The sequence below is a fragment of the Stenotrophomonas sp. SMYL20 genome, assembly GCF_036320045.1.
GTDB lineage: Bacteria > Pseudomonadota > Gammaproteobacteria > Xanthomonadales > Xanthomonadaceae > Stenotrophomonas > Stenotrophomonas maltophilia_A.
In genome coordinates this window covers 18,191-31,855 of the sequence record NZ_JAWIRT010000016.1, presented here as the reverse complement: position 1 = coordinate 31,855, position 13,665 = coordinate 18,191, and the positions used below count along the sequence as shown (strand labels likewise).

Genomic DNA, 13,665 nt, shown 5'->3' with positions numbered 1-13,665 from the left:
TCAGCCTTCTCCTTCAGGCAGGTGGTACGCCTTCTCGCCCGCTTCCACACGCAGGTCCAACCGGTTTTCGGGTGGCGCCAACGGGCAGGTCGCGTAGGCGGTGAACGCACACGGTGGGTTGTAGGCATGGTTGAAATCGATGCGCACGGTGCCATCGGCAGCGGGGGCATCGGTATCCAGATAGCGACCGGCCGGATAGCTGCCACGGCCACTGGTGCGATCGGCAAAGATCAGGAACAGCGGCTGCCCCGGCGCACCGATCGCCTCCAGCCGCCAGCTGCGGCCATCGCGCTGGAACTCGACCGCGCCGGCATTGGGCATTTCGGTGGTCAGGCCGGTGATGTCGACGATGGGCAGGGTCTTGCCCGGCGGGTGCGCGATGAAGCGCGCCTGCACCTGCCAGTCCGGGCCGCCCGGCCAGTACTCCAGCCCACCGAAATCGCGACGTGCCGGCGCATCGGCGTGCTTGACCCGCAGCGCATCGCGCGGACCGCGGCGGATGATGCTGAGCTGACCTTTGCCGCCATCGAAAGCCAGCAGCGTCGGCTGCGCATCCTTGTCGGTGTCGATGCGGATGCGGCCGCGCACCGGCTGGCCATCATGGCTGACATCCACACCGGCTTCGGGCGTGAACCACCATTGGCTGCCTTCACGGCGCAGCAGGCCCAGCTTGTCCGGCCCAACCGCCAGGCGGATGCCATTGGTCGCGCCGCTGCCGACGAAGTGGGATTTGTTCTGCAGCCAGTGCAGGCCGACCAGCGCGGTCCAGCCATCGGGCCGGGTCAGGTCCTGATAGCGTGCCACCCGCCACTGCTGCTGCTCGGCGGCATAGGACGGATCCTCCGCGGCCGAGGCCGGTGCCGGCGGCGTTGCCGGGCTGCAGGCGGCCAACACCAAAGCGGCCAGCAGGCCGCCCATTCCCCGATAACGCATCGATGCTCCCCTCAACGTCCGCGTAGGAACCAGCGGTCGATCTCCGCCAGCGAAAAACGGGCCCAGGTCGGCCGGCCGTGGTTGCACTGGCCGGACCGCTCGGTGATTTCCATGTCGCGCAGCAGCGCGTTCATTTCCGGCACGGTCAGGCGCCGGTTGGCGCGCACCGCCCCATGGCAGGCCATGGTCGACAGCAGTTCGTCGCGTGCACTGGCCACGCGCCGGCTCTGGCCGTGTTCGCGCAGGTCGGTCAGCACATCGCGCAGCAGGCCTTCCGGTTCGGCATGCGCCAGCAGCGCCGGAATGCTGCGCACGTGCAGCGCACCGGGGCCGGCACGGGTCACTTCGAAGCCGAGTGCGGCCAGGGTTTCACTTTCATTCTCGGCGGTGTCGGCTTCGCGCTCGCCCACCGCCAGCGTGATCGGCACCAGCAACGGCTGCGACTGCAGGCCGATGCCATCGTGCGCGTTCTTCAGCCGCTCGTAACCGATGCGTTCGTGTGCCGCATGCATGTCGACCACGATCAGGCCTTCGGCGTTCTCGGCCAGGATGTAGATGCCATGCAGCTGCGCGATCGCGTAGCCCAGCGGTGGCACGCCAGCGTCGGCACTGGTGACCGGCAGCCCGTTCTCGGTCGGCATCGGCGGCAGCGCAGCACCGCGTTCGGCGCCGGCCGGTGCGGCATACAGCGCGGCATAAGCCGCCGGTGCATCGGCCACCTGCAATCCCAGCGGTTGCTGCGGGCGCCAACCCGAGAATCCACCACCGCCACCACTCGAACCGGCCCCAGGTGCGGCACCGCGTACCAGACCGAAACCGGAGGCACCCGCACTGGAGAGCATCGGTGCCGCGCCTGCATCCACCGGATGCGCGGAGCCGGCGCCGATGTCCTGCACCGACATGCCGGCGCGGGTATCGGCCAGCGCATCCTTCAGCGTGCGGTAGACAAAATCATGCACCAGCCGCGAGTCGCGGAAGCGCACCTCGTGCTTGGCCGGGTGCACGTTGACGTCGACGCGGGTCGGGTCAAGCTCCAGGAACAGCACGTAGGCCGGTTGGCGGCCGTGATACAGCACATCGCCATAGGCCATCTTCACGGCGTGGGCGACGCTACGGTCGCGCACCGAGCGACCGTTGACGTACAGGTACTGCTGGTCGGCACTGGCCCGCGAATAATGCGGCTGCGCGATCCAGCCGTGCAGCCGCAGGCCGGCACCGCTGTGATCCACACGCACGGCCTGGTTGGCGAAATCCTCGCCCAGTGTTTCGGCCAGGCGCGCATCGGAATACAGATCGCCCGGCTTGTAGCGGCGCGAGGCCTTGCCGTTGTGCGACACGCGCAGTTCGACATCCGGCCGCGCCAGCGCCAGTGAACGCAGCCATTCTTCGATATGGCCCAGTTCGGTGCGTTCTGCGCGCAGGAACTTTCGCCGCGCCGGCACGTTGTAGAACAGCTCGCGCACTTCCACCGTGGTGCCGGGCGCATGCGCGCGCGGGGTCACTTCGCCGATCTTGCCGCCTTCGATCTGCAGTGCCGAACCGTGTTCGTCATGTGCGCGGCGCGAGGACAGGGTGAAGCGGCTGACCGATGCGATCGAGGGCAGCGCCTCACCACGGAAGCCGAGCGTGGCCACCGATTCAAGATCGTCCAGATCGGCGATCTTGCTGGTGGCGTGGCGTGAGACCGCCAGTGGCAACTGTTCCGGTGCGATGCCACTGCCGTTGTCACGGATGCGGATCAGGCGGACACCGCCCTCCTCAAGGTCGATATCGACGCGGCTGGCGCCGGCGTCGATCGCGTTCTCGACCAGTTCCTTGACCACCGACGCAGGACGTTCGACCACTTCACCTGCGGCGATCTGGTTGATGAGGATCTCCGGCAACGGCCGGATCGGGCGCGGATGGGTAGCAGACGTCATGCGGGGATGATAACGGAGCGGCCGAGGGTAGAGTCGAGCCATGCTCGACTGACGGGCTACCGGGAAGGCCCAGTCGAGCGCCGCTCGACTCTACAGAAAGCAGTAACCCGCCTTCGGCGGGTTACTTGCTGCCGCCGGCCATGGTGCCGGCGGCGTCGATCTCGGCCTGGGCCCGGGCGGCATACAACGTGCCCGGCGGCGGCTGACGGCTGAAGAACGTGTGCACGCCGTCCAGCACCGCACCGGCGATCTTGCGCTGGTAGGCCGGGTCGATCAGGCGGCGCTCTTCATCCGGATTGGAGATGAACGCGGTTTCCACCAGCATCGCCGGCATGTCCGAAGTACGCAGCACCGCGAAGTTGGCGCGCTCGATGTTCGGCTTGTGGTTGTTGCCGATCCGCTTCAGGCCGCCCAGCACATGGCCGGCGGCGTCCTCGGACGCCTTCATGTAGCCGCTCTGGGCCAGATCCAGCAGCACGTTGGCGAGCGTGCCTTCGGTCTGCTGCAGGCGCACGCCACCGACCAGGTCGGCCGCGTTTTCCTTGTCCGCCAGCCAGCGGGCGCGCTGCGAAGAGGCGCCCTTGGTCGACAGCACGTACACCGACGAGCCCGTGGCCGAACGGTTTTCCGCCGCGTCGGCATGGATCGAAATGAAGATGTCGGCCTTGTTCGCACGCGCCTTCTGCGCGCGCATCGGCAGCGGAATGAACACGTCGCTGTCGCGGGTCAGGTAGGCCTTCAGGCCCGGCGTCGCGTTGACCTGACGGGCCAGTTCACGCGCTACGGCCAGGGTCACATCCTTCTCGCGCTTGCCGGTCGGGCCGATCGCACCGGGGTCCTGGCCGCCGTGGCCCGGATCGATGGCCACCACCAGGTGGCGCATGCCAGCCTGCATGCGGATGCGCGAGGCATCGCTGGGCATGGCCGGACGCGGTGGCACCACCGTGGTCGGAACCGGTGCAGGCGCTGTGGCCGGCGGCGTGGTTACCACGGCGGCGGTACGCTGGCCGGCAAGGATCGCAGCCGGCGATGCGGACGGCGTACTGCTGGCAGCCGTGCCCGCTGCCGCGACCTGGGCCGGTGCAGTGGACGGGGCCGGGGTCGGAGTAGCCGGTGTGGCAGCGGCGGCGCTGGCCTGCTGCTGTACCTGCGCGGTCAACAGCGCGGTGGCGCGCGCGGCGTCGTTGCGCGACTGCGCGCTCTCGGCCGGCGTCGGTGCGGGCGTGTTGACCGGTGCCTGCGGCTGCACCGCCGGCGTCGCTGGCGGGCGGCTGGCGGCCATGGCCGGGCCATCGCCCGGCCATTCGATCACCAGCTTGGATTCATTGCCTTCGCGCTGCATCTGTGGGCGGAACGGCGCCACCGATTCAGCGAGGTCGAAAACGACACGGAAGGTCCCCGGCACCGGCTGTCCGGTACGCACCGCCGTGACCACGCCCTGCGCGGCCGGCATTTTCAGGTTGCGTATGGCGCTGGAGTCCGGGAAATCGACCACCAGGCGGTTCGGTCCGGCCAGCGACAAGGTCTTGTAACCGCCACTGCCGACCAGCGAGATCTCGGCACGGGTGCCGGTGGCGCCGGTATTCAGCAGGACCTGACGGACTTCACCGGCCCACGCACTGACGCTCGCCAGACTCAGTCCGACGGCGGCACAGATGGCAATGAGACGGTTCCCCGGGCGCATGGCTCAGGATTCAATCACCGCGCTGAACGGAATGCAACACCTTTTTCCTTAATAATCCGTAACCTGCCGGTGTTTGTTCTCGTCAGCCGACAGAAATGGCCTGCAAGTCGCCCCCTTGGGGGAGCCGTTCCAGCCATTCATGTCCGACGTCGCTGGCTCCAGTGAGACGGACGCGACGCCCCTGCCCCTCGATCTCCAGCGCCACCACCAGGTCGGTCGGCGGCAGCGCGCCAGCGCCGCGTTCCGGCCATTCCACCAGCCACAACACCGCGCTGCCCTCGTCCAGTCCGAGAAAATCGAGCTCGCCGGCCTGGCCGATCCGGTACAGATCCAGATGCCAGGCCTCGCCACCGCTGGCCAGCGGATAGCGCTCGACCAGGGTGTAGGTCGGGCTGCGGATCGCCCCCTGCACGCCCAGTGCGCGCAGCAGTGCGCGGGCGGTGGTGGATTTGCCGGCGCCCAGGTCGCCGCGCAGTTCGACCAGCGCCTGCGGCGGTCGGGTGGCGGCCAGCCACTGCCCGAGCAGTTCAGTGGCATCGCTGTCGGCAAGGAAGAAATCGATCATCGGGAAAGTTCCGGGTTGGCCAGTCGCCGCAGCGGCGACAGCAGATCAGTTGGAAGCAGGCCGCGCGCGCCGTCGGCGGCAGCGACGTCGCCGGCAAGCGCATGCAACAGCGCACCAGCGGCGGCGGCATCGAAGGCGGCCAGGCCTTGCCCACGCAGGCTGGCGATGATGCCTGTCAGCAGGTCTCCCATGCCACCCACGGCCATGCCGGGATTGCCAGCCGCGATCAGTCGTGGCCGTTGCCCCGGCGCTGCGACGATGCTGCCGGCGCCCTTCAGCACCACCACGGCGTGGAAGCGCTCGGCCAGTGCCTGTGCGCAGGTGAAGCGATCGGCCTGGATGTCAGACGTGCTGCAACCCAGCAGGCGCGCGGCCTCGCCCGGGTGTGGCGTAAGGATGGCGTCGGGCAGCGCGCGCGGATCCTGCGCCAGCAGGTTCAGTGCATCGGCATCGACCACCAGTGGCCTGGCGCTGGCCAGCACCCGCGCAAACAGTGCGCGCGCCCATTCGTCCTGGCCCAGACCGGGGCCGATCGCCACCACCCTGGCCTTGTCCAGCAGTGCCGGCAGCGCGTCACCATCTTCCAGTGCATGGGTCATGGCCTCGGGCAGCCGAGCCAGCAACGGGCCAACGTGGTCGCGGCGGGTGCCCAGGCTCAGCAATCCAGCACCCGCGCGCAAGGCGGCTTCGGCCGCCATCGCGATGGCGCCGCCGCTGCCATGGTTGCCGCCGACGCACAGCACGTGCCCGGATTCGCCCTTGTGGGTATTGGTGCGGCGCGGCGGCAGCAGGGCTGGCAGGCGCACCTGCGTCCAGAGCTGCGCAGCGGGTGACACGCCCTGCCATGCGGCCGCGGGTAGCTGCAGCGGCGCCAGCGCCTTCCGCCCGCAATGGTCCAGCGCATCGCCGGTGTACAGCCCGCGATGCGGCACGATGAACTGCACGGTCAGCGCCGCCCTCACCGCCTCGCCCGGTACGGCGCCGCGGTCGGCATCCACGCCACTGGGGACGTCCAGCGCCAGAACCGGTGCCGCCTGCGCGTTGAGCGCGGCAATCAGCGTCTTCGCCACGCCCTCCGGCACGCGATCGAAGCCCAGCCCGAACAGGGCATCGACCCAGATATCGGCCTCGGGAAGCGCGCCGTCGAAATCGGTGATGGTGCCGCCGTCGGATGTGAATTCCGATGCTGCACGCTGTGCCAGCGCGGTTGACGGTGGCTTCCCCGGCAAGGCGATCACCGTCACCTCACGTCCGGCCTGCAGCGCATGGCGGGCCAGCACATGGCCGTCGCCGCCGTTGTTGCCCGCACCAACCACCACGCCAATCCGCTGCGCCTGCGGCCAATGCTGCAGCAGGCACTGCCAGGCGGCCTGGCCGGCCTGTGCCATCAGGCCCCAACCGCCCTCTGCGGCCAGCGCCGAGGCCTGCGCATCAAGCGCACGCGCGGCAGCGGAATCGAACAGATCGGCAAGGTTGGCCATGCGGGGATTTTATACTGGTGCACATGTCCCCCGTCCCCGCCCCTGTCGATCCGGCCCAGGCCGTGCAGCGCATCCGTGAACTCGCCCGTGCGCATGGCTTCCAGCGCTGTGGCATCGCCGGCATCGAGCTGGGCGAGGATGAAGCGCACCTGGCCGACTGGCTGGGCCAGGGCCTGTACGGCACGATGGACTGGATGGCGCGCCACGGCACCCTGCGCGCGCGCCCGGCCGAACTGCTGCCCGGCACCGTGCGGGTGATCTCGGTGGGCATGGACTACAGCCACAAGGACGACACCGAAGCCTGGGCAACCCTGGCCGACCCGGGCCGCGCCTACGTGGCCCGTTACGCTTTGGGTCGCGACTACCACAAGCTGATGCGCAACCGCCTGCAGAAGCTGGCCACGCAGATCAACGATGAAGTGGCACCGCTGGGCTACCGCGTATTCGTCGATTCCGCCCCGGTGCTGGAACGCGCACTGGCGCGCAATGCCGGCCTGGGCTGGATCGGCAAGCACACCTGCCTGATCGACCGCCATGGCGGCTCCTGGTTCTTCATCGGCGAGATCTACATCGATATCCCGCTGCCGATCGATGCAGCGGCCACAGCACACTGCGGTACCTGCACGCGCTGCATCGATGTCTGCCCGACCCAGGCCATCACCGGCCCGCAGCGGCTGGACGCGCGGCGCTGTATCTCCTACCTGACCATCGAGCACGACGGCGCCATTCCCGAAGAGATGCGGCCGTTGATCGGCAACCGCATCTACGGCTGTGATGACTGCCAGCTGGTCTGCCCCTGGAACAAGTTCGCCAAGCGTACCGACGAAGCCGACTTCCGCGCGCGCAACAACCTCGATACCGCGCGGCTGGACCAGCTGTTCGCCTGGGATGAAGCCGAGTTCCTGCGCCGTACCGAAGGCAGCCCGATCCGGCGCAGTGGCCATGAACGCTGGCTGCGCAACATCGCCGTGGCCCTGGGCAACGCACCGTCCTCTGCCGAAGCGCTCGCCGCATTGCATACCCGCATCGATGATCCCTCGCCGCTGGTGCGTGAACACGTGCAGTGGGCGCTGGGCCAGCACACGGTGCGCTGACGTGCGATCCTGAGCCCCCGTTCCGCCCGCAGCACGCCGTTCCCATGCAGCCACGCAACAACGACATCCTCACCCCCAGCCAGCTCAACACCCTGGCCCGCGACCTGCTGGAAGGCAGCTTCCCGGCGATCTGGGTCGAGGCCGAACTGGGCAGCGTGGCGCGCCCTGCCTCCGGGCACCTGTATTTCACCCTGAAGGACGCACGTGCGCAGCTGCGCGCAGCAATGTTCCGGATGAAGGCGCAGTACCTGAAGTTCGTGCCGCGCGAAGGCATGCGCGTGCTGGTGCGCGGCAAGGTGACCCTGTACGACGCCCGTGGCGAGTACCAGATGGTGCTGGACCACATGGAAGAAGCCGGCGAAGGCGCGCTGCGCCGCGCCTTCGAGGAGCTGAAGGTACGCCTGGAGGCCGAGGGCCTGTTCGACCCCGCACGCAAGCGGCCGCTGCCGGCGCACGTGCAGCGCCTGGCAGTGATCACCTCGCCCACCGGTGCCGCCGTACGCGACGTGCTGAGCGTGCTCGGCCGCCGCTTCCCACTGCTGGAAGTGGACCTGCTGCCGACCCTGGTCCAGGGCAGCAGTGCCGCCGCGCAGATCACCCGCCTGCTGCAGGCCGCCGACGCCAGTGGCCGCTACGACGTGATCCTGCTGACCCGCGGCGGCGGCTCGCTGGAAGACCTGTGGGCCTTCAACGATGAAGCCCTGGCCCGAGCGATCGCCGCCAGCCGCACCCCGGTGGTGTCGGCGGTGGGACACGAAACCGACTTCAGCCTCAGCGACTTTGCCGCCGACCTGCGCGCACCGACGCCGTCGGTGGCGGCCGAACTGCTGGTACCCGACCAGCGCGAACTGGCCCTGCGCCTGCGCCGGACTGCAGCGCGCATGGTGCAGCTGCAACGGCATGCGATGCAGCAGGCGATGCAGCGCGCCGACCGCGCCCTGCTGCGCCTGAACGCACAGAGCCCGCAGGCGCGGCTGGACCTGCTGCGCCGCCGCCAACTGGATCTGGGTCGGCGCCTGCATGCCGCCTTCAACCAGCAGCAGGAACGCCGTGCCGCGCGCCTGCGCCATGCGGCGGCGGTGCTGCGCGGGCACCATCCGCAACGCCAGCTCGACGCGATGCAGCGCCGCCTGGCTGCCCTGCGCGGGCGCCCACAGATTGCGATGCAGCGTCTTCTGGAACGCGATGCACTGCGCCTGCGCGGGCTGGCGCGTTCGCTGGAAGCCGTCAGCCCGCTGGCGACCGTGGCGCGTGGCTACAGCATCCTGACCCGCAGCGACGACGGTGCCCTGGTGCGGCACGTCGACCAGGTGCAGCCGGGGGACGCCCTGCAGGCCCGTGTTGGCGACGGCGTGATCGAGGTGCAGGTCAAGTAAAGGGTTGTTCGGCAGGGCTGCGCCCTGCACCTGCAGAGGCTTCAAGCCAAGGCAACGTCAACGTCAACGTCAAAAGCGAGTATTCCGTGGGATGGCGGGGGGGGGGGGGGGGGGGGGGGGGGGGGGGGGGGGGGGGGGGGGGGGGGGGGGGGGGGGGGGGGCCGGGGGCGGCGCGCCGCCCGCGCCCACCCCCCCCCCCCCCCCCCCCCCCCCCGCCTCTGACAGATTCCGGAGGCTGTTGGTAGTTGTCGACCTTGGTCGACACGGTAGATCCACGCATGCGTGGATGAATCTCGATCGGAATCGAATATTTCGATATCGGAACGATTTGAGCCGAGCATGGCTCGGCTCTACAGAAGAGCGAACAGATTGCGAGAATCTGTCGAAGGCGGGGTGGGTCCGGTTGCGGGAGTGTCCGCGGCATGGATGCCGCGGCCAAGCCCCCATGGACGGGTTTACGGCGTCTCCCGCAACCGGACCCACCCCGCCATCCCCCGGAATGCACGCTGTTGCTGTTGCTGTTGCTTCGGCAGGTGCAGGGCGCAGCCCTGCCGAACAACCCTCTACTTTGCCTGCTCGCAGAACTTCTGCCGGTACTCGAGCGCCTTCGGCATCAACGCCTGCAGGTTCTGGATGCGGGTACCCGGGTTGGGATGGGTCGAGGAGAATTCCGGCGGCGCCTGGCCACCGCTGGCCTGGCCCATGCGCTGCCACAGCGGCACCGCCTCGCGTGGATCGAAGCACGCCGCTGCGGCCAGCATCAGCCCCACTTCATCGGCCTGCGTCTCGTGGCTGCGCGCATACGGCAGCAGATACCCATAACCCATCGCCGACATCATCATCTGTTGCTGCTGCGCATCCATGCCGCTGGCGGCGCCGGCCACCTGCCCGATCTGGGTCAGCTTCTGCTGGGCCATCCGCTGTGCACCGTGGCGCAGCAGCGCATGGGCAATCTCATGGCCCATCACCACCGCCATCGCATCACGGGTGCGCGCCACCGGCACCAGCCCGGTGTAGACCGCCATCTTGCCGCCCGGCAGGCAGAACGCGTTGGCCTGCTCGGATGGGATCACATTCACTTCCCACTGGAAATCCCGCGCGAAATGCGCCGGCTGCACGCCGTGCTCCTGGGCCAGCGCGGTCTCCACCACATCGACCTTGGCAATCAGCCGCTGGGCGATGTCGCGCACATCGCGCGCGATCGGCGCATTGGGATCCATCGGCCGTTCCTGCGACAGGATCTGCTGGTAGGCCTGCAGCCCCAAAGCGGTCTCCTGCCGCGCATCCAGGCTGCTGTCGATCATCACCTTCTCGCCGGTATACGGATCCACCGTGCGGTTGGAAAACCAGTAGAAGACCGCATAGCCGGCGGCCAGCAACAGCACCCACCAGCGGATGTTGCCGAACAGGCCGCGCCGTTGCGGGCCTTGCGGCGAGCGGGAGAAGGGATCATTGCGCATCGGGTCGGCTTCCAGCAGGCCCCGCCGGCCGGCGGGCACGGCGCAATCTTAGTGCGCCGATGCCAGCAACGGGTGAAGCCGGCCGCCGATCAGATGCCGCGCACCAGGCGGAAGCCGATGCGCGCGTTGGTGGTATCCGAGTCCTGGGATTGCCGCCAGGCGGCACGGGTCTGCTCCGGCGCATTGGCCCAGTTGCCGCCCCGGATCACCCGTGCGCGGCAGCCCGGGTTGAACCAGGCGGCGCCATCGGAGGGCGCGCGCCGGTAGCTGGCATGCCAGCAATCGGCCACCCATTCGCTGAGATTGCCGCCCATGTCGTGCAGGCCGAAGGCATTGGCCTGGAAACTCCCTACCGGTGCCGGCCCCCACCAGCCATCGCCATAGCCGATGAAGGCGTTGTGCCAATGCCGCCCGGACGGCGACACGTCCTTGCTGCCGGTGAAATTGCCGCTGCCCGGCGGCGGCGTGCCGGCATCGCCCCAGGGGTAGCGACCACTGCTGCCACCGCGCAGCGCGTACTCGAACTCTGCTTCACTGGGCAACCGGTAGCTGCGCCCGGTCTGCTCGGACAACCACGCCGCATAGTTTTCGGCATCGCGGATGCTGACGTGCATCACCGGCGAATTGGCCATCGCGCGGCCACCGTCGTAATCCGAGCGCCAGTCCACGCCGCTGCGCCGGATGAAGTTGCCGCTGCGTTCGTCATAGACCACCGAATGGCCGCGCCGCGTCGCCCGTGGGCGCGCATTGGTCGCCTTCACGTAGCGCTGGAAATCGCTGACCGTGACCTCGGTGATCGCCATCGCAAAGCCTCGATCAAAGCGCACATAGTGCGATGGTCGCTCGGCATCGCTCGAGCCCGGCTCGGCATCGCCGGCGCCCATCTGGAAACCGCCATGCGGCACCACCACCATCTGCGGCCCGCGTCCGCCATCGCGCATGGCGTCGCTGAACACCTGTCCAGGGCGGAAGCTGCCGTAGTGGGTGGCCAGGTCGATACGCTCACGCAGCTGGGCCACCACCGCGTCTCCCGGCAGGGCGATGCGCAGGGCCTCGGCCAGTTTCTCGCGCGCCGGCTTCAGGCCCTGCGGCGTGGACAGGTCGCGCAGGCCGTCATCGCGCAGCTGCAGCAATGCCGCCGCACGGATCTGCTCGATGCGCTCGAACGCGTCGGCGATGGTGGGCGACGAGTCGCGCACCTTGCTCGCTTCGGCCAGCCAGGTGCCGGCGCTGGCGAAATCACGCGTGCGTGCCGCGTCTTCGGCGCGGCGGATCAGTCCACTTTCGGCCGCGGCCAGTCCCTGCCGTGCGCGGCTGTTGTCCTCATCCAGTGCCAGTGCCTCACGGAAGTTGCCGATGGCCCCATCCCCGTCTTCACCGATCCGGTCCGAGCGCAGGTCCTCTTCGCCGGCGCGGTTATAGGCCACCACACGCTGGGCAAGCTCCACCCGTCCCTGCAGCGCACGCACCTTTTCGTCCTTCGGCGCCAGCGTCAGCAACACCAGCGCCTGGCGGCTGGCCTCAGCCAGCGCCTCGCGCTGCTTCAGCGGCCGCACCAGCAACGCATCCGCCTGCTGCTGCAGGCGCTGGCGGGCGCGCTGCAGGCCTTGGCGAGCCTGGCGGTCATCCGGATCCTCTTCCTGTACCGCCAGCCACAGCGGGATGGCGGCATCGGCATCCTCATAGAGCCGTCCTTCGGCGAACGCCTGCTCGGCGGCGCGGCGCAACTGGGCCAGGCTGCGGCCCTGGCGGTCCACCCGCGGCGGCGTCCACTGCTGTACATCCTCGGCGGCATCCTCACCGGCGATGGTCACGCTGCCCTGCCCGGCCTGCGGGCGCTCGTCGCTGTCTGCGTCCGCGGACGGGCGCGCCTGTTCCCCGGCACTCCGGTCCGTTGCCGTGGGGGGCGACGGCGTGCAGCCGGCCAGGGCCAAGGCCAGGGCGGTGCACAGCACGGGCGACAACGAAAAACGCAAGCAGAGCCTCCTTCGGCACGGACGCGCACCGACGTTAGGCTATTCTCCCCTGCCTGAGCAAACCCGAGTAGTAGGCCCTGACCCGTGGCAACCTGGATCACCACCCCCGCCGAGCTGGATGCGTACTTCCAGCAGCGCCCGACCCGCATCGGCCTGGATACCGAATTCATCCGTGAGCGCACCTTCTGGCCGCAGCTGGCCCTGGTGCAGATGGCGGTCGGGCAGGACATCCTGCTGATCGACCCGCTGATTCCCGGCATGACCGAGGCGCTGGCGCCGTGGCTGGCCGATGAATCCATCACCAAGGTGATGCACAGCGCCAGCGAAGACCTGGTCGCGTTCAAGTGGGCGTGCGGCGTGCTGCCACGACCGCTGTTCGACACCCAGATCGGTGCTGCGCTGGCCGGCATCGGCGGCGGCATGGGCTACCAGAAGCTGGTGGCGGAAATCACCGGCGTCGCCCTGGCCAAGGGCGAAACCCGTTCGGACTGGATGCGCCGCCCGCTTTCGGAGTCGCAGCTGCAGTATGCCGCCGACGACGTCGAGCACCTGTTCGCGCTGCATGATGCCATTGATGCCAAGCTGCAGGCACTCGGCCGCCAGCAGTGGCTGCACGACGATGGCGAGCGCCTGCTGGCCAGCGTCGCCAATGACGAAGACCGCTGGCCGCATCTGGCGATGCGCTCGGCGCAGTTCCTCGACGCGGCCGCACAGCACCGCCTGCTGCGCCTGCTGCGCTGGCGTGATGTGCAGGCACGCAACAGCGACCGCCCGCGAAGCTGGATCCTGGACAACGAACTGGCCGCCACCCTGGCGCGCACGCCACCGGCCGACGAGGCTGCGCTGGGCAAGCTGTTCGAGCAGTTCCCGAAGGCACCGCGCAAGCTGGCCGGCGCGGTCTGGCAGGCGCTGTCCACACCGCTGGCCGATGAGGCCGGGGCACCGCTGGCGCTACCCGCCAACGACAGCAACAAGCAGGCGGTGAAGAAGCTTCAAGACGCGGTGGCCGAGCGCAGCCGCGAGTTGGGCCTGCCGGATGGCGTGCTGGCCTCCCGCAAGCATCTGGAAAGCTATCTGGAACGCCGCCAATGGCCGGCAGCACTGGCCGGCTGGCGCCAGCAGGAACTGGAATCGCGACTGCAGGCGCTGCTGCCGGCACGTTGATGGCACAAGGCGC

At 69.0% G+C, this 13,665-nt stretch carries 10 protein-coding genes; 3 read left to right on the top strand and 7 right to left on the bottom strand.

Features of this window, described 5'->3' with window-relative positions; translation table 11 throughout:
- From V3B48_RS13400 to V3B48_RS13380, 5 genes are all read right to left on the bottom strand, one after another.
- Nucleotides 1-933 carry a DUF1684 domain-containing protein gene (locus tag V3B48_RS13400; protein ID WP_049401240.1) on the bottom strand — a complete coding sequence of 311 codons (933 nt, stop codon included), beginning with the start codon at nucleotides 931-933 and terminating at the stop codon, nucleotides 1-3.
- Nucleotides 934-944: 11 nt separating this feature from the next.
- Nucleotides 945-2,852, bottom strand: a complete 1,908-nt coding sequence (gene mutL, locus V3B48_RS13395; RefSeq protein WP_121505054.1) for a DNA mismatch repair endonuclease MutL — start codon at nucleotides 2,850-2,852, stop codon at nucleotides 945-947.
- Between the two features lie 121 nt (nucleotides 2,853-2,973).
- Nucleotides 2,974-4,536: an N-acetylmuramoyl-L-alanine amidase gene (locus V3B48_RS13390; RefSeq protein WP_329893878.1), complete on the bottom strand. Its 1,563-nt coding sequence runs from the start codon at nucleotides 4,534-4,536 to the stop codon at nucleotides 2,974-2,976.
- Nucleotides 4,537-4,618: 82 nt separating this feature from the next.
- Nucleotides 4,619-5,101, bottom strand: a complete 483-nt coding sequence (tsaE, locus tag V3B48_RS13385; RefSeq protein ID WP_032130506.1) for a tRNA (adenosine(37)-N6)-threonylcarbamoyltransferase complex ATPase subunit type 1 TsaE — start codon at nucleotides 5,099-5,101, stop codon at nucleotides 4,619-4,621.
- Complete coding sequence (locus tag V3B48_RS13380; RefSeq protein WP_329893877.1) at nucleotides 5,098-6,582, bottom strand: NAD(P)H-hydrate dehydratase; 1,485 nt, start codon at nucleotides 6,580-6,582, stop codon at nucleotides 5,098-5,100. The genes tsaE and V3B48_RS13380 overlap by 4 nt, the downstream gene beginning before the upstream one ends.
- Nucleotides 6,583-6,605: 23 nt before the next feature.
- On the opposite strand from V3B48_RS13380, the gene queG reads away from it, so the two are divergent.
- Nucleotides 6,606-7,676, top strand: coding sequence for a tRNA epoxyqueuosine(34) reductase QueG (queG, locus tag V3B48_RS13375; RefSeq protein ID WP_107431255.1), 1,071 nt, complete (start codon nucleotides 6,606-6,608; stop codon nucleotides 7,674-7,676).
- A 44-nt stretch (nucleotides 7,677-7,720) separates the two neighbouring features.
- Entirely contained in the window at nucleotides 7,721-9,052 is a 1,332-nt protein-coding gene (xseA, locus tag V3B48_RS13370; RefSeq protein ID WP_329893876.1) for an exodeoxyribonuclease VII large subunit, read from the top strand.
- 563 nt (nucleotides 9,053-9,615) lie between these two features.
- Here xseA and V3B48_RS13365 read toward each other — a convergent pair.
- A complete protein-coding gene (locus V3B48_RS13365; RefSeq protein WP_032130290.1) occupies nucleotides 9,616-10,512 on the bottom strand; it encodes a M48 family metallopeptidase in 897 nt (298 codons plus the stop codon).
- A gap of 89 nt (nucleotides 10,513-10,601) precedes the next feature.
- Nucleotides 10,602-12,488, bottom strand: coding sequence for a formylglycine-generating enzyme family protein (locus V3B48_RS13360; protein WP_049423890.1), 1,887 nt, complete (start codon nucleotides 12,486-12,488; stop codon nucleotides 10,602-10,604).
- 84 nt (nucleotides 12,489-12,572) lie between these two features.
- Here V3B48_RS13360 and rnd point away from each other — a divergent pair, with 84 nt between their 5' ends.
- Nucleotides 12,573-13,652 (top strand): ribonuclease D, encoded by a 1,080-nt coding sequence (gene rnd, locus V3B48_RS13355; RefSeq protein WP_032130292.1) that lies wholly within the window; start codon nucleotides 12,573-12,575, stop codon nucleotides 13,650-13,652.
- The last annotated feature ends 13 nt before the right edge of the window (nucleotides 13,653-13,665 follow it).

Excerpts from the sequence above, each read along its gene's own strand:
- mutL (WP_121505054.1), bottom strand. The coding sequence starts at position 2,852 with ATGACGTCTGCTACCCATCCGCGCCCGATCCGGCCGTTGCCGGAGATC.
- queG (WP_107431255.1), top strand. The coding sequence starts at position 6,606 with ATGTCCCCCGTCCCCGCCCCTGTCGATCCGGCCCAGGCCGTGCAGCGC.
- V3B48_RS13400 (WP_049401240.1), bottom strand. The coding sequence starts at position 933 with ATGCGTTATCGGGGAATGGGCGGCCTGCTGGCCGCTTTGGTGTTGGCC.
- V3B48_RS13380 (WP_329893877.1), bottom strand. The coding sequence starts at position 6,582 with ATGGCCAACCTTGCCGATCTGTTCGATTCCGCTGCCGCGCGTGCGCTT.
- tsaE (WP_032130506.1), bottom strand. The coding sequence starts at position 5,101 with ATGATCGATTTCTTCCTTGCCGACAGCGATGCCACTGAACTGCTCGGG.
- xseA (WP_329893876.1), top strand. The coding sequence starts at position 7,721 with ATGCAGCCACGCAACAACGACATCCTCACCCCCAGCCAGCTCAACACC.
- V3B48_RS13365 (WP_032130290.1), bottom strand. The coding sequence starts at position 10,512 with ATGCGCAATGATCCCTTCTCCCGCTCGCCGCAAGGCCCGCAACGGCGC.
- V3B48_RS13390 (WP_329893878.1), bottom strand. The coding sequence starts at position 4,536 with ATGCGCCCGGGGAACCGTCTCATTGCCATCTGTGCCGCCGTCGGACTG.